The organism is Streptacidiphilus jiangxiensis (assembly GCF_900109465.1).
GTDB lineage: Bacteria > Actinomycetota > Actinomycetes > Streptomycetales > Streptomycetaceae > Streptacidiphilus > Streptacidiphilus jiangxiensis.
Genome location: NZ_FOAZ01000002.1, coordinates 1 through 21,669 on the forward strand (window position 1 = coordinate 1; position 21,669 = coordinate 21,669).

27 protein-coding genes and 1 pseudogene are annotated in these 21,669 nt (G+C 70.9%); 14 read left to right on the top strand and 14 right to left on the bottom strand.

Annotation, left to right across the window (positions count from 1 at the left end; genetic code table 11):
- Nucleotides 1-195 precede the first annotated feature (195 nt).
- The 7 genes from BMY61_RS47375 (at nucleotide 196) to BMY61_RS03295 (ending at nucleotide 5,089) form a co-directional block, all read left to right on the top strand.
- Nucleotides 196-1,095, top strand: a complete 900-nt coding sequence (locus BMY61_RS47375; RefSeq protein ID WP_244904195.1) for a hypothetical protein — start codon at nucleotides 196-198, stop codon at nucleotides 1,093-1,095.
- A gap of 611 nt (nucleotides 1,096-1,706) precedes the next feature.
- On the top strand, nucleotides 1,707-2,375 hold the full coding sequence (locus tag BMY61_RS03270) for a DUF4913 domain-containing protein (protein WP_052438723.1): 669 nt from the start codon (nucleotides 1,707-1,709) through the stop codon (nucleotides 2,373-2,375).
- Nucleotides 2,376-2,392: 17 nt separating this feature from the next.
- A complete protein-coding gene (locus BMY61_RS03275; RefSeq protein WP_042448666.1) occupies nucleotides 2,393-2,920 on the top strand; it encodes a hypothetical protein in 528 nt (175 codons plus the stop codon).
- Between the two features lie 122 nt (nucleotides 2,921-3,042).
- A complete protein-coding gene (locus BMY61_RS44710) occupies nucleotides 3,043-3,696 on the top strand; it encodes a winged helix-turn-helix transcriptional regulator (protein ID WP_161791257.1) in 654 nt (217 codons plus the stop codon).
- A gap of 214 nt (nucleotides 3,697-3,910) precedes the next feature.
- Entirely contained in the window at nucleotides 3,911-4,255 is a 345-nt protein-coding gene (locus BMY61_RS03285; RefSeq protein ID WP_042448213.1) for a DUF317 domain-containing protein, read from the top strand.
- A gap of 53 nt (nucleotides 4,256-4,308) precedes the next feature.
- On the top strand, nucleotides 4,309-4,653 hold the full coding sequence (locus BMY61_RS03290) for a hypothetical protein (protein ID WP_042448216.1): 345 nt from the start codon (nucleotides 4,309-4,311) through the stop codon (nucleotides 4,651-4,653).
- 58 nt (nucleotides 4,654-4,711) lie between these two features.
- Nucleotides 4,712-5,089 (top strand): hypothetical protein, encoded by a 378-nt coding sequence (locus tag BMY61_RS03295; RefSeq protein WP_052438725.1) that lies wholly within the window; start codon nucleotides 4,712-4,714, stop codon nucleotides 5,087-5,089.
- 145 nt (nucleotides 5,090-5,234) lie between these two features.
- On the opposite strand, the pseudogene BMY61_RS03300 reads toward BMY61_RS03295, so the two are convergent.
- Nucleotides 5,235-5,543: pseudogene (locus BMY61_RS03300) on the bottom strand (GFA family protein); the annotation flags it as partial.
- 411 nt (nucleotides 5,544-5,954) lie between these two features.
- On the bottom strand, nucleotides 5,955-6,302 hold the full coding sequence (locus BMY61_RS03305; protein ID WP_042448222.1) for a helix-turn-helix domain-containing protein: 348 nt from the start codon (nucleotides 6,300-6,302) through the stop codon (nucleotides 5,955-5,957).
- Nucleotides 6,303-7,097: 795 nt separating this feature from the next.
- On the opposite strand from BMY61_RS03305, the gene BMY61_RS03310 reads away from it, so the two are divergent.
- Nucleotides 7,098-7,478, top strand: a complete 381-nt coding sequence (locus BMY61_RS03310; RefSeq protein WP_042448225.1) for a hypothetical protein — start codon at nucleotides 7,098-7,100, stop codon at nucleotides 7,476-7,478.
- Nucleotides 7,479-7,603: 125 nt separating this feature from the next.
- Here BMY61_RS03310 and BMY61_RS45850 read toward each other — a convergent pair whose 3' ends face one another.
- The 8 genes from BMY61_RS45850 to BMY61_RS03350 form a co-directional block, all read right to left on the bottom strand.
- Nucleotides 7,604-7,771, bottom strand: coding sequence for a hypothetical protein (locus tag BMY61_RS45850; RefSeq protein WP_169791855.1), 168 nt, complete (start codon nucleotides 7,769-7,771; stop codon nucleotides 7,604-7,606).
- A gap of 26 nt (nucleotides 7,772-7,797) precedes the next feature.
- Nucleotides 7,798-8,145, bottom strand: coding sequence for a PRC-barrel domain-containing protein (locus BMY61_RS03315; protein WP_042448672.1), 348 nt, complete (start codon nucleotides 8,143-8,145; stop codon nucleotides 7,798-7,800).
- Nucleotides 8,146-8,312: 167 nt separating this feature from the next.
- Nucleotides 8,313-8,684 carry a hypothetical protein gene (locus BMY61_RS03320; RefSeq protein ID WP_042448228.1) on the bottom strand — a complete coding sequence of 124 codons (372 nt, stop codon included), beginning with the start codon at nucleotides 8,682-8,684 and terminating at the stop codon, nucleotides 8,313-8,315.
- Nucleotides 8,681-9,103, bottom strand: coding sequence for a hypothetical protein (locus tag BMY61_RS03325; protein WP_042448231.1), 423 nt, complete (start codon nucleotides 9,101-9,103; stop codon nucleotides 8,681-8,683). The genes BMY61_RS03320 and BMY61_RS03325 overlap by 4 nt, the downstream gene beginning before the upstream one ends.
- 47 nt (nucleotides 9,104-9,150) lie before the next feature.
- A complete protein-coding gene (locus BMY61_RS03330) occupies nucleotides 9,151-9,459 on the bottom strand; it encodes a J domain-containing protein (protein ID WP_042448235.1) in 309 nt (102 codons plus the stop codon).
- A gap of 549 nt (nucleotides 9,460-10,008) precedes the next feature.
- Entirely contained in the window at nucleotides 10,009-10,443 is a 435-nt protein-coding gene (locus BMY61_RS03340; protein WP_042448239.1) for an Hsp20/alpha crystallin family protein, read from the bottom strand.
- Nucleotides 10,444-10,563: 120 nt separating this feature from the next.
- Complete coding sequence (locus tag BMY61_RS03345) at nucleotides 10,564-10,845, bottom strand: STAS domain-containing protein (protein ID WP_042448674.1); 282 nt, start codon at nucleotides 10,843-10,845, stop codon at nucleotides 10,564-10,566.
- 83 nt (nucleotides 10,846-10,928) lie between these two features.
- Nucleotides 10,929-11,384, bottom strand: a complete 456-nt coding sequence (locus BMY61_RS03350) for an Hsp20/alpha crystallin family protein (protein ID WP_042448242.1) — start codon at nucleotides 11,382-11,384, stop codon at nucleotides 10,929-10,931.
- Between the two features lie 123 nt (nucleotides 11,385-11,507).
- On the opposite strand from BMY61_RS03350, the gene BMY61_RS03355 reads away from it, so the two are divergent.
- The 6 genes from BMY61_RS03355 (at nucleotide 11,508) to BMY61_RS03380 (ending at nucleotide 16,372) form a co-directional block, all read left to right on the top strand.
- Entirely contained in the window at nucleotides 11,508-12,188 is a 681-nt protein-coding gene (locus BMY61_RS03355) for a hypothetical protein (RefSeq protein WP_042448244.1), read from the top strand.
- On the top strand, nucleotides 12,185-12,544 hold the full coding sequence (locus tag BMY61_RS03360; RefSeq protein WP_042448247.1) for a hypothetical protein: 360 nt from the start codon (nucleotides 12,185-12,187) through the stop codon (nucleotides 12,542-12,544). The genes BMY61_RS03355 and BMY61_RS03360 overlap by 4 nt, the downstream gene beginning before the upstream one ends.
- Nucleotides 12,545-12,603: 59 nt before the next feature.
- A complete protein-coding gene (locus BMY61_RS03365; RefSeq protein ID WP_042448249.1) occupies nucleotides 12,604-12,921 on the top strand; it encodes an STAS domain-containing protein in 318 nt (105 codons plus the stop codon).
- 50 nt (nucleotides 12,922-12,971) lie between these two features.
- Nucleotides 12,972-13,451 carry a hypothetical protein gene (locus BMY61_RS03370; RefSeq protein ID WP_042448253.1) on the top strand — a complete coding sequence of 160 codons (480 nt, stop codon included), beginning with the start codon at nucleotides 12,972-12,974 and terminating at the stop codon, nucleotides 13,449-13,451.
- A gap of 97 nt (nucleotides 13,452-13,548) precedes the next feature.
- On the top strand, nucleotides 13,549-15,522 hold the full coding sequence (gene htpG / locus BMY61_RS03375) for a molecular chaperone HtpG (protein ID WP_042448255.1): 1,974 nt from the start codon (nucleotides 13,549-13,551) through the stop codon (nucleotides 15,520-15,522).
- A gap of 202 nt (nucleotides 15,523-15,724) precedes the next feature.
- Nucleotides 15,725-16,372, top strand: coding sequence for a hypothetical protein (locus BMY61_RS03380; RefSeq protein WP_042448258.1), 648 nt, complete (start codon nucleotides 15,725-15,727; stop codon nucleotides 16,370-16,372).
- Nucleotides 16,373-16,490: 118 nt separating this feature from the next.
- Here the strand turns inward: BMY61_RS03380 and BMY61_RS03385 are convergent, their stop codons facing one another.
- From BMY61_RS03385 to BMY61_RS48560, 4 genes are read right to left on the bottom strand one after another with little or no spacing between them, the layout of a single operon-like run.
- Nucleotides 16,491-16,898, bottom strand: coding sequence for a hypothetical protein (locus tag BMY61_RS03385; RefSeq protein ID WP_042448261.1), 408 nt, complete (start codon nucleotides 16,896-16,898; stop codon nucleotides 16,491-16,493).
- Entirely contained in the window at nucleotides 16,895-19,039 is a 2,145-nt protein-coding gene (locus tag BMY61_RS03390) for a hypothetical protein (protein WP_042448264.1), read from the bottom strand. Before BMY61_RS03390 ends, BMY61_RS03385 begins: the two co-directional genes overlap by 4 nt.
- Nucleotides 19,036-20,766 carry a hypothetical protein gene (locus BMY61_RS03395; protein WP_042448267.1) on the bottom strand — a complete coding sequence of 577 codons (1,731 nt, stop codon included), beginning with the start codon at nucleotides 20,764-20,766 and terminating at the stop codon, nucleotides 19,036-19,038. The genes BMY61_RS03390 and BMY61_RS03395 overlap by 4 nt, the downstream gene beginning before the upstream one ends.
- Nucleotides 20,763-21,443: a site-specific integrase gene (locus BMY61_RS48560; protein ID WP_342342506.1), complete on the bottom strand. Its 681-nt coding sequence runs from the start codon at nucleotides 21,441-21,443 to the stop codon at nucleotides 20,763-20,765. Before BMY61_RS48560 ends, BMY61_RS03395 begins: the two co-directional genes overlap by 4 nt.
- Nucleotides 21,444-21,669: the final 226 nt, after the last annotated feature.

Below are 21,669 nucleotides of genomic sequence, written 5' to 3' on the forward strand. Positions count from 1 at the left end.
AGCTACCTCGCCGGCCTCCACTTACGCGCCTCGATGATCTGGATCAGAGAGTTCGTCGAAGCCCCTTCTTGATCACGACTCGATACGCGCCCTAGTGCAGTCAACAAGGTGGTGATCGAGAACGTCCGAGGAATCCTCTCCGCCGATGCGGCCGTCCACCCGGCCGACGGCGATCTGGAGCCGTGCCCGTGGTGTGTGGGAGACGCTGGAGGCGAGCCTGCTCTGCGGGCACTGGGTGCCGTACTCGGTGACCTGGCCGACCTCGGGTTCGATGCACGCTGGACGTGCGTACGCGCGTCCGACGTCGGTGCTCCCCACCGCCGCGAGCGGATCTTCCTTGCCGCCTGGGCTGCCGACCCCGAAGGCCCGGGACGCGAAGGGCCCCGATGCCGGTCGGGAGGACCTGGGGCATGTAGTGACGCTGCTCAAGACCCCGACCAGCAACCTCGGTTCGAACGGGGGCTCGCAGCATCCGGACAAACGGCGCTCGGGCGGACACGGCCCGAACCTGCAGGACGAGGTCGAGCACCTCATACCGGCGCCGACGGGCGGGCTGCTGCCGACGCCGAGGGCCAGCGACGGCACCCACAGCGGCCCGAATCAGCGCGGCAGCAAGGGCGATCTGACCCTCGCGTCGGCGACCGCCCAGCTGCTGCCGACCCCCAGGGCCAGCGACAGCGGCACGCCGGGGCGCCGGGCCGGGGAGGGCTTCCGCCCGCCGTTGTCGCAGGTGGTGCTGCCGCTGTGGAATCCCCAGGGCGAGGAGCCACCGCCGGGGACGCCATCGGCGGCAAGAGCCGGTGGGGACCGTACGCCGAAGCCGTCGCCCGCTGGGAGCGAGCCACTCGGCCCGCTCCGGCGCCGACCGATGATCGCGGGCGCCTCGCCCCGGAGTTCGTCGAGTGGGTCATGGGCTTGCCCGCGGGCTGGGTTACCGCCACCCCGGGCCTGTCCCGGCCCGCCCAGCTGACCGCGCTGGGCAACGGCGTCGTCCCCCAGCAGGCCGCCCACGCGCTTCGCCTGCTGCGCCCGCCGCTGCCCTGCCGGTGCACGCAACCGACCGCACCGCGATGCTGGTCTGGTCCTGGCGGGTGACGCTGCCCGCCCGGCGCGGCCGGGCTGGATGGCCTCCGACCCATGCGTCCCGATCGATTCGAACACACCCTCCTCGTCGCTGCGCAGACGATCCCCAGCGTCACCGCGGCTGTCTTCGCCGAAGCAGGGAACGCCAAGCACCCCCGTGGGGTGAGCTTGACGTCCGGCGGGAAGACCAGCCAGTGGCAGATCGTCGCGACCTCGGCGCCCGGGGACAGGTTCGACTAGCCCGAAGCCGAGCCGGTCCTCGGGGACAAGCCGGCCCCACCCGAGCCGGCCACCGCCCAGGAAGGCACACCCGAGCATCTGGAGGCCGCGCTCGCCGCCGCGCTCCTGGCCGCCGATCCGGGCGAGATCGCGGCCATCGACCTGTACTCGCGCCGCGCCGAGCCGCCGAAGATCGGCCACGGCCTGACCCTCTCCTTCCACGACGGGTCGAAGATCTACGTGAACCAGGTCTGACCCCACACCAGGGTTCCTCCACCGCGCGTGGGACAGCCACTCGCCCCGGTGAAGGGCGGGCAACGTACCACAAGATCTGGTAACGGCCATTACCAAGCGGGCCGCCAGGGTCGAAGCACGAGACCGTGCAGACCCTCGGAGGCCCGCCCATGCCCAGCACGCCCCCCGCCAACCGCTCCTCCCGCCACGACAGCCCCGCCACCGTCACCGCGGCCGACGTCGAGCGGATCTGGCGCGCGCTGTCGCAGATGCCGACCGCGATCTCCCAGCTCGCCACAGCCACCACCGCGCAGACCCGGATGACGGCGCAGCTCGTCGAGCACCTCGCCGCCGCCTCCCCCGCCGCCGCCGGCATGGGCGGGGCGATGGGGCTGCCCGGGCAGTCCGGCGAGCTGTCGATCCACTCCTTCGAGCCCGACGCCTACGCGGCCGAGGTCGAGGCGATGACGGTGTGGGTCGACGAGATCGTCCTCGGCGCCTTCGGCGCCGAGGTCACCGCGACCCGCCCCTGGTGCACCCGTTGGCCCGACCACCCCGACGCCGTCGGCATGCTGCACATGCTGTGGCTGGGCTGGCAGCAGCTCACCGCCGGCGACGCCGGGCTGTTGGGGCCGGTGACATGGCTGCGCGATGTCTTCTTCCCCGTCATGGACCGCCTCCGCGCCCCCGACGGGCCGTTCGCCGCGTGCACCACCGATCCCTCCCGGCCCACCCACCGCGTGCTCGCGCCGCCGCAGGAGACCGAGCACGACTCCCTGCCCGTCGCCCCGCCCATGCCCCAGGCTCCTCGGGCTGCGCGGCTGGGCGAGACCGCGTGAACGCGGGGTCAGCCGTGATGTCATCGGTGCCGCTGCAGCCGTTCCACCCGGTCCCGGACCTGCGGCCGGGGGCGCCCAGGTTCGCGTTCTCCGCGCATCCGGACGCCGTGGAGGACCTGTACGATCTGCCCGCCGACGTCCTGGACCAGGCCGTGGAGGTGCTGCGCGGCCTGGTCTGGGGCGACTTCGCCGGCCCGATGCTCCAGCAGCACGGCGAGGTGGACCTGCGGGGCTGCCGCAAACTGCGCCTGCGTGGCGCCGACGGCGGGTGGCGGATGGTGTACACCGAGCGCCCGGCCCCCAGGAACTCCCCCTACGCCCGTGAGGTCTACCTCCTGGCTGCGGGGCCCCGCCTGGACCTTGCGGTCTACCGCGCCGCTGGGGCCCGGCTCACAGCCTTGAGGGCGGCGCCCGCCCCGGCCGGTGCCAGGGCGCGCGCCGCCCGTGCCGTCTCACCCAACCTGGCGACGCGCCACGCCCCGGTCCGGCCTGTGCCGGCCACATCAGCCACGGCTTCGCAAGTGACCGCCGCCCCGCGCCGATGACCGCGCCCACCCGTCCTGTCCCTCGCTCTGATCGGAGTACCGCCGTGCGTGCCCTGACCATCCCGCTTCGCCTCCCGGTCTCGCCGAACCTCCCCGCGCCCGCAGACGTCATCCACGGTGCGATGTCCGTGCTGGCGCCGACGATGACCGCACGGGTCATCCAGCAGCTGCAGGCCGGGCCGGCCGATCACGCCGCGCTGCTGGCCCGCATCGCGGACGGCAACCCCAGCACCCTCAGCTACCGGCTGCGGATGATGCGGGAGGCGGGCCTGATCGAAGCCGACGCACATGACCGCCCCACCTGGCAGCTCACCGCCGCCGGGCGCGCGGCGGTTCCCGTGCTGCGTGCGGTGGATCAGTGGGCGCGGCACCGCACCAATCCCGGGCGCGACATGACCGCGGTAGTCCGGGTTGAGAGGGCGATGAAGGTGCTCAGCAAGGTCCACACCACGCACGTCATCATCGGCCTTGCCGACGGCCCCCTCCTGGTCAAGGAGTTGCTTGTCGCGATGCCCGCGGGGATCAGGGAGAACAACCTGCGCGACCGGCTCCGGTTCCTGGCGGCTGAGGAAGTCCTCGCGCAGGACAACTCCGGCGAGCTGATCCGTTACCACCTGACCCTGGATGGGCTGCGCACCGCGAAGATCCACCATCGGGCCGCCGCTTTCGCCCAGTGGCGCGCGGAAGCTGAGGCGTCCACCCAAGCACGGTCCCGCGCCAACGTGCCCACCCTGAAGTTCTCCCACCAGGACCCACGAGGGCAGGTGGCGGCATGACTCCCGCCACCCCTTCGACTCTGCAGGGATGGTTGCGGGTAGGCCCGGCGCGACTGGCCGGACCCGGCTACCGGGCAAGATCACCGTTGCCCCGGCGCCCGATTCGCCCACGGCAGACAGGTCGGCGCCGAATACCGCTACGACATGTGGCCAGGAGCATGCCAACGTACGGGTGTCCGACGAAAGCGCAGGTCAACGAAGGGATCCCTGCACCATGGCCTCCTCCGCAGGCACGCTCGTTCCCGCCTCATCCACCACCTTTGAGCAGCCCGACCCGCTGGCCGCCGACCACGAGGCCACCGCCGTACTGGAGCTGATCGCCCGTTGCGGCTGGGCCGTGGTTGCCACCCCACTGGGCAACATCCACGCCACCAGCCCCGACGGGCGCATCTACCTGGCCTGGCTCCCCGAGGACGCCTCGGCCTGGGCCCGCCGCATCATCTGGGAGCTCCACGTCCATCCCACCGATGGGCCTGCCTGGACCCAGGAGTTCGGCCCGGACACCCCGAGCCAGGCCGTCGCCGCATTCCTGGCAGCCCTGCTGCCGCCCACGCCCTGACAGACCGACACACCATGTCGCTCCCCTGCCCCAACAACACGAACGGACCCCCCGTGAACGACACCAGCGCGTACCGCTCCGTCCGCCTCATCGACGTCGCCGGATACTGCGCGACAGCCCTCAGCCTCGGCCTCGCCCTCGCCGAGCCCTCCTTCACGACCGTCCTCGCGACGTCCGTGAGCGTCGGCGTGACCCTGGGCCACCAGCGCGGCACGCATCGGGACGCCATCCGCACCCTGGCCTTCCTGGCCAAGCACCCCGCCGCCCGCTACGAGCAGGTCCGCGACGCACTCGACCTGAGCAACTCCGACACCAGCGACGCCTTGGCCCGGCTCATCGACGCCGGACTCATCCACGAGACCCGCGCCCAGGACCGGTCGGCCTTCTCCCTGCGGTGACCGCCGCCCCGCCCACCCAACCGGCGCTCGCAAGCTGACCGCCCCGAAAGGCTCACCCGTGCCTCTGGTGCCCGTTCTCGCCCCCAACCGACGCTTCGCCCTCGCCGCGGTCTGCCGCGATCCGATGCCGCCCGGATCCGGAGGCGCTCTCGTCCGCGCCGTCGCCGGAAGGCTCAACGCCGTCTGGCTTCCCCTCGACCACGAGCCCCTGCCGCCGGGGCTGATCGCTCTCACCTGGACCATTCACGGCGGCGAGGTACGGGTGAGCGCGCGTATGGGCTTTCCCACCGGCGACGAGTTGCTCGGCACGTGGCCCTGCCTTGGCCTGGACTGGACCGACATCGTCGCCCCCACCGTCCGCGAGGCCCAGGGACTGGCTGAGGCACTCGCCGCCACCAGGGCGATGCTAGAAGCCGTCCTCGACTCCTGCCCCTGATCCCCCGCACACGCTGTGGGCCGGGACCGACATCGGTCCCGGCCCACAGCGTTTTCGCACCCCGGCGGGGCGTTCGCCGCTACCGGTCCGAGGTCTCCAGCGTGGCCTGCCGGACTGTGTCGCGTCGGCCCCCGACCGCCTGGTGTTACCGCGGCTGCGGCTCGGGGGCCAGCGTGATGCTCATCCATGTCGGGGCAAGGTCACGAAAGCTGTGCCCGCACGGGACGAGGTCCGCGCCGGTCCGGTCGTCCAGCCCTGCTCCGGTCAGCGAGATCGTCGGTGCGCCGTCCGCGGCCGAGGCCAGATGCGAGCCGCACTTCGGACAGAACGCCCGCTGCAGCGTCGGCCAGGTCGCGAACCAGGCCGGCTCCCCGGTCCAGGTCAGCGCGTCCCGGTCGAACGCCACCCGCCACACGCTGGGCGCGCCAGCGACGCGCGAGCAGTGCTCACAACTGCAGCATTCCCTGTCAAGTCTTTCTGTTCACTCATTAGACGCGGTCGGCGACGGGAGCAAGCCAGTGATCGCGACGCAAGGGGTGTCGCTCGGCCGCATGGGGACCCGGGCGACAGACTCCCGGCAGTGGGACCGCCTCGTCGCCCCACAAGCCTGGCCGACGGAGGCCTCTACCTGCGCCGAGGCTTTTCCTGCCGCCGTCCACCGACCGCATTGCCGCGTCGTGCTTGCTGGCCAGGCCGTCCAATCCGCCCCCGGAGAAGCCGAACTCCTCGCCGATCCGGACCAGTCGGGGACCATGCCTGCGGCTGCTGCAGAAGCCTCCCTCCGACTGATCGCGGGGCCGGCGGGCCCGCGTAGCCGGAGGACGGGTCGTCTTCCTCCCCAGGAAGGGGCGCTTATGGTGCGCTGTTAGGCACCGGTGGTGGGGTCCTGCTCGCTGCTGGCATGGCGCAGTTGTTCGTTGATGCGTAGGGCTTCTTCGAGTTGGTCTTCCAGGATGACGATGCGGCAGGCGGCCTCGATGGCGGTGCCCTGGTTGACCAGGTCGCGGGCGCGCATGGCCAGGCGCAGTTGGTAGCGGGAGTAGCGGCGGTGGCCGCCGTCGGAGCGCATTGGGGTGATCAGGCGGTGTTCGCCGAGCGCTCGTAGGAATCCGGGGGTGGTGCCGGTCATCTCGGCGGCGCGGCCCATGGTGTAGGCGGGGTAGTCGTCGTCGTCGAAGGTGTTGGCGGAGTCGGGGCTGGTCGTGGGAGTCACTGCACCTCTCTGGTTCTCGCGAGAACGCGTCGAGGGGCCCCGGGACCGCTTGGCCCGGGGCCCCGAAGGGATACATCACCATCTACCGGCCTGAGCCGGTCCTGTTCTTCCGCACCGCCCGGGGGGAGGGGGCGTGCGGGGATCGCGTAAGCGTGACCGGAAACCACCGTCCTTGCCTTGGGGTCTGCGGTATCCGCCCGGGCGCGTGTTCACCGGCCGGGCGATCCTGATGGCGCCTGCGCCCTCCTTCGTCCATCTCGTGCTGACGGGGGAAATCTTGGTACTGCCGGTCCTGCCTTGCGGCTGGGCCGTTGGCCGCCGGCCGTCCGAGCGCGGTGACCACTGCTGTCGATGCTGTCCGGCACGCGCGCCCGCAGTCATGGCGCCTTTGCCGGGTTCCCTGCTCTGGTTTTCGTGACTGCGGGCACTTCTGTAACTGCAAGGCGGCGGCCCCTGAAGAACCGCGGGCCGCCCGGTCCGGCAGCCAGCCCCGTCGCCCTTCCTGCGCTTGCCTGGCTTCGGAACTCTGCTGCCGGACCGTCGTGCGAACTTCTGTCCTGCGTACCGCCAGTTCGTGTCTGGCGGGTGTGCCCGACTGCTGACTACGACAGAAACATTAACCGCCGGCAAAGCCAATGTCTACTCCAGCGAGCATAGATTTTGCATCGGCAACGAGAGAGCTAACCTCCCGCCTGGACCCCCTGTCCCGGGATCAAGGGCCCGCGGCACGACCGCCGGGATTGACACGCAGCGTCCCTGCGAAAGGGGTGCCCCGGCGCACTAAAATCTGGCGCCATGTCGAAACCCGATGGGCTGCTCGCCGACATCGCCGCGATGGTGGAGTCCGAGCACAGCAACCAGATGCCACTCACCGTGGTCGTACCCGGCGCTGTCATCACGGGCAGGCTCGCCCCGGAAAGTCTGTGGCGCGAGCGTGTCGCCGAGGTCCTCGAAGCGTCGGAACACCTCAAGCCGTTCTCCGCGCCTTTCGCCGCGGCCGAGGCGCAGCACGCCGCCGACCGGGACGAGAGCGGACGGCCGACCCACTTGCATCTGCACTTGGCGCGGATCCTGCAGGGCAGCTACGGGCTGCCCCACACCGGCGGCATGTATCGCATCCGCATCGAGGACATCAACAGCTGGACCGTCGGAGACCTCAGCTACTCCGATCAGTGACCGCGCGCCAGGACCTGGGGCCGTCCGGCGGCCTCTTGGCCCCGGGGCCTGGCGGGAGCCCGCTGGAGGAACGCGCCGCTCCCAGGATCGTCACCGGCTTGGAGGAGGCCCGGCAAGCGATGGGGTCAGCGGGTGGGTCGCCGGGCGCCGTGGCGGACTCTGAGCCCGCCCAGGAGCAGGGCGGCGAGGAAGACGATCACACCGATGATGAGGAGGTAGAACAGGCCCTTGGCGACCGCGCCGATGATGCCGAGCGCGACGGCCGCCAGGATGAGCAGCAGCACGAGGACCATGGCTTGGGGGCCTTCCCTTGGGTTGGTCAGCGTCGGGCGAGGCGGCGTTCGCCGCCCGCTCCGGGCGTGTAGGGCAGTTCGTAGTGGGCGAAGACCGCGGGTTCTTCCTCGGCGGGTAGCACTGCGTCGGTGTCGATCGCCGGCGCGTCCTTCACCTGGGACTTGGGGTAGGCGACCTTCAGGTAGCTGGGCCCGACCAGGGCGCCGTCCAGCGGCACGAACACCAGACGGTGGCGGGTGGGCAGGCCGACGGTGACGGTGCCGAAACTGGGCTCGTCGGTGGCGGTGTCCACATACACCGACTCGAGCGTGCCGATCTTCTTGCCGTCGGCGTCGACGACGTCGTGCATGCGCCACTCCCGGACATCGGCCATCGCGATCGCCACCACCGGTCTCCCTTCCTTTGCCGTGCTCCTTGGTCGCCAGGGCTGCGGGTGACCGCCGGCCCGGCGATGATCATGTCGTGTGGTGGCAGTGGGGTGCCGCCACCGCGCGCGAGGGCGGGCGGCGCTCCACTCGTGCGGGTGAGGTGTGTCCGTCGTCATGATCCGGGGGTGGGGCCGGTGTAGAGGAGTTCCGCGGCGGTGTGCTGGGCTTTGCGCAGGTGGGTGGCGGCCTGTTCGAGGGCGGCGATCGCGTGGCCGAGTTCGGTGGCCACGGCGGCCTGGATCAGTGAGGGGATGGGCGGGTCGTCCAGGACGGCGAGATGCTCGGCGGGCATGGCGTTGATCGCCGCGGCGGTCTGGTGGAGGGTCAGGGGAAGCTGTTCGAGCATCCCGGCGAGGGCACCGAGGGTGTGGTGGGCGTCGATGGGGTAGGGGTAGCAGCCGGGCCGGGCGGTGAGTTCGCCGAGGCTGCGGACCTGCTCGGCCGCGGAGGCCGCGGCCTGGTGCGGGCTGCGGACGCCGGTCATGGCCGGCTCCGGTCCGGTGCAGGCCGCGCCGGGTCGGGAACCGCGTCATCGATGGCGGGCGGGCCCAGCTGGTCCGGTTGGCGGTGGGTGTGGGCGCCGAGCATCGGGGCGTGGTGGCGCTCGGCGCGGTGACCCACCGGGTCGGTGACCTGTTCGCGGGGCCGGCCGTCCGCGCCCGGTGGAGTGAGGACGGGGCGGCGGGCAAGGATGCGGCCGACCCAGTGGCGGCCGCAGCCGGGACAGGGCTGCGCGCCGCTGGGGGTGTAGGGGGACTCGGCCGGGTGACCGTCGAGAGCGAAGTACTCCCAATCCTGGCTGGTGTCGTCGGTGTAGCGCTGGACGTCGTAGTCGCAGCTCCACTGGTGCCAGCAGTGGCCGCAGGTGAACTCCACCCGTTCCACCGCGAGTTCGGTGATCATCGGTTGTTTCACCTCCCAGCCCGGGGCCGGGGCCCTGCCCCGGACGTTCAGTCGCCGGGCAGGGTGTGGATGCGGACCGGTCCGGCCACCACGGTGGCGCCACGCGGCCGGGCCGGCTCCCGCATGGGCCAAGATCGTGCTTGGGCCCGTTCCGGTGTCAGTTCCTGTGGTCGGATCCGATCCTGTGCCGCCGGTCTGAGCAGGCGGTAGGCGGCGACGATCTCGGCGAGGCGGGCGGGGGAGGCGGGGTCGGGATTGGCGTCCGGGTGCCAGGCCCGGTAGGCGCGGGTGATCTGCTCCGGGCCGGCTCCCGGCCCCAGTCCAAGCACCCGCAACGCCTCGGTCCGGCTGCCCATGGCCACCTCCCTCACACCGCCCTGACAGGTCTTCGACCCGTATCAGCCCTGGCCGGAGGACTTCGCACCCTCCCCGACGCCGCCGAGGGCGCACGGTGCGCGCCCGACGGGGGCCACTTCGGGATATCCCAGGCGGGGCGGACAAGCCACGGGGGCGTCCCCGCGGGGCGGTCGGTCGGCGGGATGCGGTCCGGCGGGGGCGGCACGCAGTCGTGTTCGGCCAGGTCCCGCAGGTCGGAAGCCAGAAGGTCGGGATCGGACCAGACCAGCTCCCAGAAGGCCTCGTCCACGTCCACGGCCTCGGTGGTGTACGTCTGCCAGGTCATGGTGGCTGCCTCGCAGAGGAGTCGGGGTGTCGCGCGGACCGACCGGGGGGATGTGCGTGGTCCGCGCGACACCGTTTCCTATGGGGCACCAGGCCCGACGGGGGGACGGGCCTGGAGTCGTGGGATGCCCGGGTGCGGTGAGGGGTTGCCGTGCGGGCGCCGGGGGGATTGTTCCGCCCGCACGGCCGTTCTCCCTTTCCCGCGTCCAGGCCTGAGGGCCAGGTCAGGCCTGGAGTTCCTTGCGGTCGCTGCCGCCGCTGATCTGGATCTTGCGGGGCTTGGCGGTCTCGGCGACCGGGATCGTGAGGGTCAGCACGCCGGCCTCGTAGGCGGCGGAGATGTGGTCGGTGTCGAGGGTGTCGCCGAGGAACAGCTGCCGGGAGAACACTCCCAGCGGCCGCTCGGAGACCTGGACCTCGGCGCCGTCGCCGCGCTGGGTGGGGCGGCGTTCGGCCTTGACGGTGAGCACGTTCTGCTCCACGTCCAGGTCGATCGCGTCCGGGCTGATGCCGGGAAGGTCGAACTGGACGTAGAACGTGTCGCCGTCGCGCCAGGCGTCCATCGGCATCGCGGACGGTCGCGACCAGGTTCCGGTCGTGCCGAACATCTGCTGGGTGAGCCGGTCCAGCTCGCGGAAGGGGTCAGTGCGCATCAACATCGTCGAGCCTCCTCGTCGAATCCGGTTGCAACATCGACGCGCTCACACATCCGTGATAGCACGTCGTCCAGGAAGTGACAAGTTCTTCGTGTCGCTTGATGGACGACACTTCAGGGATGGTTACGCGTGGTGGGTGAACAGGTGATGGGTGCCGGTGGCCTTGAGCAGCCGGGCCACCAGCGGCGGGGTGCCGCGCAGCACCGGCCTGGGGCGGCCGAGCTCGGCGGCGAGGTTGCGGGCGGCGACCAGCGCGGCCACGGCCCGGCAGTCGGCGAACGTCACGCCCGACAGGTCGACCACGATCCCGGCCGGATGGCGGCGGACCGCCTGCAGCAGCCGGGCGCGCAGGTCCGGCGCGGTGGCCAGATCCACCTCGCCGTTCGCGGACACGACACCCGCCACGGCCGCTCCGCGCGGGCGCTTCGCGGCACGCCGCCCAGGCGGCGGGCCGGCCTTGTGTCGGCACGGGGCCTCGGTCAGGGTGCTCACGCCGCGGCGGGGGCCGTGGCGTCCTGCTTGGGGCGCGGCTGCGTGCCCGCGGAGCCCTGCACGGTGATCCTGCGGGGCTTCGCAACCTGCTTGACCGGCACGGTCAGGGTCAGGACGCCGTCGCCCAGAGCAGCCTGAAGGCGGCCCGGGTCGAGAGTGTCGGCCAGCTCGATCCGGCGGGCGAACACCCCGTGCCGGCGCTCACTCGCCTCGACGCGCGCCCCCTGGCCCAGTTGGGCGGGGCGGCGCTCGGCCCGCACCGTCACCAGCCGGCCGGTCACCTCCACATCCACGGCCTCGGCCGGGATGCCGGGCAGGTCGAGCGCGATCACGAACCGGCCGCCCTCGCGCCAGGCGTCCACGGGGATCGGCGCCGGCCAGGACACGGAGCCCGGCCGAGTCGTCCGGACCGTCGGGTCCACCTGGCGGGTCACCGCAGTGCGCATGAACATCGTCGGACACCTCCGGTCCACAGGGACTTCTCCTTGCGTCGCGCCGGTGTCGGTGCGACGGAAACCGTTGTAGCATGTCGTCCAGACGATGACAAACACGCTGTCAGCGAAAGAGTGACCAGCATGGACGTGCACGACCACACCGGCGAGGCCGGACCGGCCTCGTTCCTGGCCGCCGCCGCCGCTTTGGGCATGATGGACGCCGCCGCCCGCACCGCCCGCCACGCACCCGCCGACACCAGCGACCAGGACGACCCCCGCCAGGCCCTCGCGGCACTGATGCTGCTGCGGCACGTGCGCGAGGAACTCGCCGGCTGGGAGACCGGCCTGATCGAAACCGCCCGCACCGCCGGCGCCACCTGGGCCGACCTCGCCGAACCCCTCGGCGTGCAGTCCCGCCAGGCCGCCGAGCGCCGCTACCTGCGCCTGCGCCCCGACCAGGCGGCGGGCACGACCGCGGGCAGCACCGGCGAGCAGCGCGTCAAGGCCGCCCGCGACCAGCGCGCCGCCGACCGCGCGGTCACCGGCTGGGCCCGCGACAACGCCGCCGACCTGCGCCGCCTCGCCGGCCAGATCGGCGCCCTGGACGACCTCACCACCAGCGCCGCACCCGCCATAGAGCGCCTGCTGGACGCGCTCGGCGACAACGACCCCGCCCGCCTGCTCGCCCCGCTCGCCGAAGCCCGCCCCCACCTGGTCGAGGCCGGCCACCCCAAGATCGCCGACCGGCTCGACCAGCTCACCGCCCGCACCGATCAGCTGCGCGCCGACAACACCCGGCAGCGCCGCACCCCCACCCCATGACCACCGGCGGCATCCCGGTCAGCGTCAGCCGGGATCCGTTCACCGCCGGCAGCCTGGCCAAGCTGACCTGGTTCCTGCGCGACCGCATCCGCGACGCGATCGCCGCCGGTCACCCCCACGCCCGGCAACTGCACGACAGCGTGGAGGACGCGGTGCGCGGAATCCTCGACTACATCGACCAGGCCGCCCACACCGCGGACCCGCTCACCCTCGCGCCCGCCCGCGTCCGGGCCCACGCCCTGTGGAGCGCGCTGCAGACCGCCGCCGACTTCTGGCACGACCACCCCCAACACCCCGACCACACAGTCACCCAGACCCCCAAGGATCCGCGCCGCGTCTACGCCGCCGCCAGCTGACACCCGCCCAACCGCCGCCAGAACGCAACCCGAAACCGAATCCGTGCAGGAGGCAACCGATGCCGCTCACCCGGCCGCTGCGCGCCGCCCTCCACCCCCGCGCCCAGACCGGACCACACCCCGGACAGACGCTCACGGTGCGCGGTGAGATCGACTTCCACACCGTGGGCCAGCTCTGCCGGCAGATCGAGGACCAACTGCCGCAGGCCGGGCACCTCACCCTCGACCTGACCCGAGCCACGTTCTACGACCAGGCCGCGATCGACGCCCTGGCCGAAGTACAGACCCGCGCCACCCGAGCCGGCCACCGCCTCACCGTCACCTGCTCCCCCACTGTGCCGCGGTCGCGCACCACACCGGCCCTGACCCCCGCATAGCGGGAAACCGTTCCCGCCTCCGACCCCTTCGACCCCTTTCCCGATGACCTATGACGCCTTCCGAACTCCAGCAGCTGCTGATCGAGCGCACCCCCGCGATCCCCGGCATCGCCGACGCCGCCAAACGCGACGACGACAGCCCCTACGGACTGACCGTCACCCTCACCGATGGCGGCCGGGTGTGGTGGAGCATCACCGGCGCCAGCGGGCCGGCACCGGCCACCGCCACCACAGCCGACAGCGGCGACATCGACGCCACTGCCGTGGAGGTGCCCGACCTGACCGGCACATCGGTCCCAGTGGCCCACGTCGAACAGGCCCTGGTCGCCACCGCCACCGGCGCGGACGACCCCTCCAGCGGCGTCGTGCGGGCCGACCGGTACAGCCTGCGCCCCAACCCGCCCGCCGTCCGCTACGGCGCCACCCTGGAATGCCGCGACGGCTGGAAGCTCTTCCTGTCCTGCTACGGCACCGCCCGCCCCGGCCGAACCAAACCCGACCAGCCATACCAGCCCCTCAGCCACGTCTGAGACCCCGTGTCCGGGCAGAGCCTCCCCGCCCGGGGCCCCTCGAACCTGACCGACTTTTCCCCCGCACCAACTTCCACCACATCAAGGAGACGCTTCCGTGGCCAGCACGACCGAGACGCTCGAGTTCCAGGCGGAGACCCGCCAACTGCTACAGCTGGTGATCCACTCGATCTACTCGAACAAGGACATCTTCCTGCGCGAGCTGATCTCCAACGCCTCCGACGCCCTCGACAAGCTCCGCCTGGAATCCCTCACCAACCCCGACCTCGACGCCGACACCTCCGACCTCCACATCACCCTGGAAACCGACAGCGACGCCCGCACCCTGACCGTGCGGGACAACGGCATCGGCATGACCCGCGACGACGTCGTCGACCTGATCGGCACCATCGCCAAGTCCGGCACCGCCGGGCTCCTAGCCAAGATCAAGGAAGCCAAGGAGAACAAGGACACGGACACCGACGCGGCCAGCCTGATCGGGCAGTTCGGCGTCGGCTTCTACTCCGCCTTCATGGTCGCCGACAAGGTCACCCTCCACACCCGCCGCGCCGGCACCGACCAGGGCACCGTGTGGGAATCCGACGGCGAGGGCACCTACACCATCGCCGACGCCACCGACCTGCCCGTCGGCACCACCGTCACCCTGCACCTCAAGGCCGAGGACAGCGAGGACGGCCTCGGCGACTACCTGGCCGCCTGGAAGATCCGCCAGATCGTCAAGCAGTACTCCGACTTCATCCGCTGGCCCATCCGCATGGCCACCCAGGCCACCGGCACCGGCACCGAAGATGACGCCGACAGCAGCATCGACACCGACGGCGAAACCGCAGGCACGCTGGAGACCCTGAACTCGATGAAGGCCCTGTGGGCCCGCCCCCGCGCGGAGGTCAGCGAGACGGAGTACCACGAGTTCTACCGGCAGATCAGCCACGACTGGCAGGACCCCGCGCAGACCATCCACATGCGCGCCGAGGGCACCTTCGAGTACGAGGCGCTGCTGTTCCTCCCCGCCCACGCGCCGTTCGACCTGTTCTCCCGCGACACCAAGCGCGGCGTGCAGCTGTACGTCAAGCGGGTGTTCATCATGGACGACTGCGACGCGCTGATGCCGAACTACCTGCGCTTCGTCAAGGGCGTCGTCGACGCCCACGACCTGTCCCTGAACGTCTCCCGCGAGATCCTCCAGCACGACCGCCAGATCACCGCCGTGCGCCGACGCCTCGTCAAGAAGGTCCTCGGCGCGATCAAAAACCTGCAGACCACCAACACCGACACCTACCTCAAGGTGTGGGAACAGTTCGGGCGGGTGATCAAGGAAGGCCTGATCGAGGACCGCGACAACACCGACGCCCTGCTGGAATTGGTCTCGGCCGCCTCCACGCACGACCCGGAGAAGACGACCACGCTGCGCGAGTACGTCTCCCGGATGAAGGACGGCCAGAACACCATCTACTACCTGACCGGCGAGAACCGCGCCATGGTGGAGAACTCCCCGCACATGGAGGCCCTCACCGCCAAGGGCTACGAGGTCCTCATCCTCACCGACCCCGTCGACGAGGTCTGGACCGACCAGGTCCCCGCCTTCGACGGCCACCGCTTCCAGTCCATCGCCAAGGGCCAGGTCGACCTCGACGACACCGACACCGACACCGAGGACAGCGAGGAGGCTAAGGCGAACAAGGCCCGGCAGAAGCAGGACTTTGCCGCTCTCCTCGCCTGGCTGCAGACCACCCTGGACGAGCACGTCAAGCAGGTTCGCCTGTCCACTAGGCTCACCACCTCCCCGGCTTGCCTCGTGGGCGACGCCCACGACCTGACCCCCACCCTGGAGAAGATGTACCGGGCCATGGGCCAGGACCTGCCCACCGTCAAGCGGATCCTCGAGCTCAACCCCACCCACCCCCTCATCACCGGCCTGCGCGAGGCGCACGAGACCAACAGCGACGATCCGGCGCTCGCGCAGACCGCCGAACTGATCCACGGCGCGGCCCTGCTCGCCGAAGGCGGCGACCTGCCCGACCCGGCCCGCTTCACCCGCCTCCTGGCCGACCGCCTCACCAAGACCCTGTAACCCCCGTGGGGTGCGGCCGACCGGCTACGCGACCGGGCCGGCCGCACCGCATGCCCGACACCGCCACGACGCGCCCGGACAGCGTGCGCGAAACGTCTGTGCACGCGGGTAGCCAGGCAGAACCGAACCCACCGCTGTTTTCGGCGCCCAGAACGGAACCGGCCGCTGCCGACGGCCCCGACTGACCACGGAGACCTCAAACGTGTACGAGTACACCGACCGCAAGAACCGCACCCTGACTGAGCGCATCGCCGACGCCGCTGAACGCCGCCCCGCCAAGGGCGGCACCGAGCAGGACAGGGCCACCGCGACCGCCCTGCTCGCCGACATGCTCCAGGCCGCTGCGAAGCACGGCATCGACCTCGACGCCCTCGACCTGGTCACCGACCTGCCCGGCGGCTGCTACCGCGCCGTCACCAGGCACGGCGACTTGGCCGACCGCGTCAGCACCGCCGCCGAACGCCGACCCGCCCACCCGCGCACCGAGCAGGACAAGACCGCCGCGACCGCGCTGCTCGCGGACATGCTCCAGGCCGCCGCGAACCACGGCATCACCCTGGACACCTTCGACTGGGTCACCGACCTGCCGAGCACCTGCCTGCGTGCCGTGGCCCGGCACCGCGAACTGGCCGACCGCATCAACGACGTCTCCGAACGCCGCACCACCCCCGGCACCGAAGAGGAGAAAGCCGCCGCGACGGCCCTGCTCGCCGACATGCTCCAAGCCGCCGCCCAGCACGGCATCAACCTCGACGCCTTCGACTGGGTCACCGACCTGCCCGGCGGCTGCCTCGCCGCCATCGCCTCCAAGCTCCGGGCACGCGCCACCCAGTGGGTCACCGCCAGCTGAACACGCCAAGCCCCATGCATGGGATCCACGAAGCCGGGTCCGCCCGCAACGGTGCTCCGCGAATCAGCCCAGGTTCGCGAGGATGTCCAGCGGGGCGGGCGGCTCCGGTCCAAATGGATCACTGCGGCTGCTGACGGAATGCGATCACGTTTCCGTCCCGGGCCGGAGCAGTTGTGGCGGGCGACTGGAGGAGGAGTACAGCGGCGGCGAGGGCGATCTGCTCGGCTCTCTGCCGTGCCGCTGCTTCAGCTGCCCGCGAGGCCGCGAGGGCTTCCTTGAGTCTCACCACCTCCTTGCGCAGCCGACGCTCCACTTCGGGTGTCTGGTGCGTCTCCGCCCGGACCCGGGCGTAGAACTCCTCTTTCAGGTCGGCGTGGCGCTTCATCAGTGCCATCCGGTGGACGTCTGCTTCGATGGCGAGCGCGGCGACGGTCAGGCTGCCGTTTGAGTGTGTGGGCTGGCCGGCCAGTAGTCGGTCGGTCGCTGCCCGGATGCGCGAGCGCTCGTCCTGGTGCTGCTGCGTCATGCGAGAGCCTCCTGGCTGAGCTGGGTATCGGTGTCGTGCGCATCGGCCAGGGCCCGGAGCCCGCCGGCGGTCCTCCGCAGTCGGCTGCCGAGAGGCTTGGGGAGATGGTCGGCCTTGAGGTCGAGCTGGTCGGCGTGTTCCCGGGCGGCGCGGGCGTGGGAATCGGTCCGAACCGCGTTGCCGCAGCCGAGCTGGCAGGCGAACTGGTTGGGGGCGATGGCGTCGGTGGCTGGCCCGCACAGGGCGGTGCTGCGTTTGAAGGCGCAGATCAGGAACGCGTCGGGGTTGTCGAACAGGACCAGGCCGTCGCGGGCGAGGTACTTCGCGGCTGCTTTGGGGGTGGTCAGGGCTCCTTCGAAGCGCGGGACGGAGGCTGCTCCGACGATGGCGCGGCGGGCGGCTGGGCCGGATACCTTCTCGCCGGCGGCGATGGCGTCGCGCAGCCGGGCCGCGGTGTCGGCTGCGGCGAGGGCGGTCTCGACGTCGAGTTCGGCGTGGATGCCTCGGCGTTCGCGGCTGCCGTAACCGGTGGAAGTGCGGGCGTCCAGCACGGTGCGCATGTGACCGTACTGGATGGCCAGTGCGATAAGGCCGCCGGGACGGCGGGCGATGTGCCAGGCCAGGGTCCTGCGCAGGCGGCTGAGCCCGATGCCGCCGTGCGGGTCGTTGGGGACGATTTGGTCGGGCAGGCCTTGGGCGATGGCCTCGCGGTTGATCCAGGCGATGAATTGCTCGACGCGGCTGTCGATGCTGGTCCGCTTCAGGGCGCCGTGTTGCGTTCGCTGGTTCACGATGTCGTGGTGGCTGGCACTGAACAGTACTTCGCCTTCGGGGACGATTCGCTCCAGGGCGCGAATGGCGTTGACGACCGGTGTGATCGCGACCCAGGGGACATCGCGTTCCTCGCCGGCGGAGACGTGGTGGCCGTCGCTGTCGCGGACGTTCTTGTAGTGATGGGCCCTGATCAGGTGCCGGGGTGTCGTGCCGTCGGGGGTGGGCTCCGGGTCGGGGCAGCAGCCGGACCGCAGGGTCCTGGATTCCTGGGAACGCATCCCGGTCAGGTAGGTGATCACGATTGCTGCGGCGGTGACGAGGTGCCGGACCAGTGTGAGGGTCTCCTCGTAGTCCATGTGCTCGCGCCATGGACGTCCCTCGATGCGGCCGGTCACCGGGATCTGCATCGGTGAGGGGCCCGGGTTGCGGGAGGTCAGCTCCTTCAGGCTCAGCCGGGAAACCAGTTGGCAGACCTGTGACTGGCTGGCTCCGGTGGCGTAGGCGACGTAGTGGTTGGCCAGCGTGAGGCCCCTGCCGCGGTGCACCGTGGCCGGCAGCGGGGTACCGGCGTCGATTAGCGCCGTCACGTAGCCGAGCAGTGCGGCCCGGCTCTCGGGCGAGGACTTGGTGGCGGTGGCGATCGCGTGCATGCGCCGGCGCTCGGCGAAGGCGGCCAGGATGTCGTCGGCGAAGTCGTCGACCATGCGGATCGACCAGGTCAGCAGTGGTCCGATCACTGCAGGGTCGAGGGCATCGGTCCGGTTCTCCCCGGCCGCGCTGGCGGTCTCGGCGGGGAGGTAGTCGTCGATCCCCTGGGCCTCCCATGGCGGGCAGGTGACGCCGCATGGGTGGGCGGAGAGCTGGTCGAAGGCCCAGATGTCCGTCAGCCACCTCAGAATGCCCAGCATGTGGTCGCGGCGGATTCCGTCGGCGGCCCGCGTGGCCGCGAACGCAGCCCAGTGGTCGGCGGTGCAGTCCTGCAGGCGGGTGACGCCCTGGCCGGCGAGCCAGCGTGCGAACTTGAACCACTGCAGGACGCAGTCGCGCATGCTCAGCACGCTGTCACGTGATCGCTGCTGACACGCCCGCTCCTTGACGTAGGTCGGCCGGAGCTCGCCATTGATCATGGTCCAGACGATGACCCTGAACTGCGCCTGGAGGACCGCGGGACATCCGCTCCAGCGGATGCGGTGGATGCTCTCGCCCGGATTGTCGGTCAACGGCCCCAGCGACCAGAGGTCCTCGCTGAAGCGGGAGTTGGGGAAGGTGTTGGCGGGGCTGATCCAGCGGGCCTGGACGACCGGGGTGTCGGGGCCGGGTACGGGCAGCACGTAGGAGTCGAGTTCCGCGGCTCGAACCGTCGTCATGGCGTGAGCTCTCCCCGGAAGACGTGGTCGATGATCTCCCGGTCGCGGTCCGTCGCCCGAGACAGCGCGGCATCCCACGCTGTCTCGTTCACCTTGGACCGCAGGTCGGTTAGCCGCTGGAGGTGCTGGTCCCAGCGCTTGCGCCACAGCTCTTCCGGCCAGGCGGAGCGCATCGCGATCAGTTGGCGGTGCAGGAGCGCGAGCCGCGGGTGGTGTCCGTGGTGAACCCTCGCGTTCTCGCAGGCCAGGCAGAGCAGGAAGTCGGCGCCGCAGCCACCGTCCGGACCGGGCCAGGGGGTGGAGCGCTCATCCGCGCAGTCCGCGGTAGCGGTCTCCTGGTGCTCGGGATCGGCGAAGGTGGCGAGCTGGCCCTTGAAGGTGTACTCGCGGGCCTGCTGGAGGGCCGCTTCGGCTCCGGCCGCGATCACCTCGACAGCTCCCTGCTGGACGTTCCGGTCGGGCAGAACGTAGACGCTCTCATGGGTTCCGCGACTGTGCTGCAGCGGCTTGCCCTCCCTAACGACGGCCGTGCGCCGGCTCCGGCGAAACGGGGAGCCGACACCGTGCGAGGTCGCCCAACGTCGCGCGTCCGCCTTGGTCACGCCGAACGACAACGGCCATACCGGACGGGGCTGGTCAAGATCGGAGTCCGGCCGCCCCGGACTGTGCAGCCGGGCGACCATCAGAAGGTCGACACCGGGAGCGATGACGGCTCCCATCGCCCTGGCATGCTGGGTGGCCTCCAGCGCCAGCGTGATCAGTCGGCCTGGGGAGTCGGCTCCGGAGTCGGTGTGGTTCTCCGTGTCGAACCACCGTCCGCTGCCCCTGCGGCGCTTCTCGATGGTGACGGTGTAGGTCACCGTGGTCGCCTCGCCCACTGAGGCTGTCGTGACGGGGACCGGCAGCCGGTTGTAGGTCGAGTGGTTCCAGCCGAACCGGTCCGTCATCAGCACGGCCAGGGAAGTCAGCTCCCGCCTGGTCAAGAACAGGCGTCCCCAGGTGTAGACGCGCGTGGTCCCTCCCAGCAGAACGCGGCTGCTGCCGGGGATCTTGCCATGCGTGAGCCGGGGGATGTCACCCGTGGTGGCGATGTGCTGGAGGAGCTGGCTGACCTGCCACTCAACAGTGCCCTCGGTCAGCTCCCCGGCGCGAAAGCGGCCAAGGAGAGCCGTGTTCTCCCGAATTCGCAGCAGCGCTGGCCGAAAGCAGCGCTCGGCAGCCAGCATCACCGCAGCACGTTCGGACGGCTTGTAGGAGGACTTCCCTGAGATCTTGCCCTTGTTCGGCACCGGTCGGGCCAGTTCTTCCGCCGCGGGGCCGCGGGCGAGGCGCGGATCCTGGTTCAGCAGGGTCCTCATCTTGGCCATGGCCTCGCGGCCGCCGGGGGTGTCCTTGTGGTTGTTGCGCCAGAGCTTGAGGGTGGCCGCGGTCAGGTCCTCGAGGTCCTGCGCCGGCTGCCCCTGAACCTCGAGGAACCGGGCGAAGACCAGCAGCGACTGCCAGTAGGCAAGGCCGCTGGCGTGGCTGTGCCAGGCCAGTGACTGGTCTGCGTAAAGCCGGGCCAGCGAGCGGCGCATCGGCTCCGGGACGGGCATCTTGGCGAAGTCGAAGACCCGCCCGTAGCCGTCCTTGTTGATCACCGTGACCTGCAGCCCGTTCAGAGCCAGGCGCTCGGCTGCCTGGAAGTCCGCCGGCGGCAGGACCGCCTTGCGCCCTCGGCCACTCATGACACCTCCAGCGCAGGCAGCGCCCCGACCAGGTACTCGATGTCCTGGATACCGGTGGTCTCGCGGGCCAGTCGCGCGAACAGGCTGTTCATGTCCCCGCCTTGCTCCTCGTCCGGCCGGTGGTCGTCGAAGGCGAGGACCGACTCCAGGTGCAGGTGCATAACCGGGGCGAGGTAGTGCTCCTTCGTCGTCTCCACGTCCCGGTGTCCGAGCAGCGTCTTCACCAGCCACCACGGATCGCCGTAGAGCTGGGCGAAGTCGCGCCGGTCTGCGGCGGTCAGCCCGTACTTCTTGTCCATCAGCTCGTTGAGCAGGATCAGCATGTAGAGCGCCATCGAGTGCCGCATGGAGTGCGGCGTGGCGTACGGAACCCGCCCGCGGACCTCCGCGACCCGCAGTAGCCGAGGTGCCTCCCGCTCCTGGGCAGAGAGCAGCGCCTGCTCACACCGCTGGTTCGCCTGCCGGAACACGGTGTTCCACCGGTCCGGCAGCATGGGCAGTCCCTGCTCGGTCAGCCACAACCACGCTGGCTCCGGGCCTTCCGGGCCTTCGACGAACAACCACTGCCGCTCACGCCAGTCGAGCAGGGTCAAGTCGCGCCGGCCCTCGGCGCCGTCACGGTCGACCCAATGAACCACTGTGGTGCGGCCCGATGTGACCTTGGTGATCAGCCGCATCTGCGGCAACCTTTCGTAGCGCCCCCTGCCTCTGGGCCCGCTCGACGGCCCAGGCCCGCTCCGATTCCGCATACGCGCTGACCTGCCGCAGCGAGTCGACCGACGCGTAGAAGGTCCGGTCCCGTTTGGACCGGGACAGCGCCCGGGCCACCTGCCCGTGGCAGTAGCGCCCCGAGCGAAGCGGACGTGACGGCACTTCGAACGTGAGCAGCGCGCCGGACTCCTG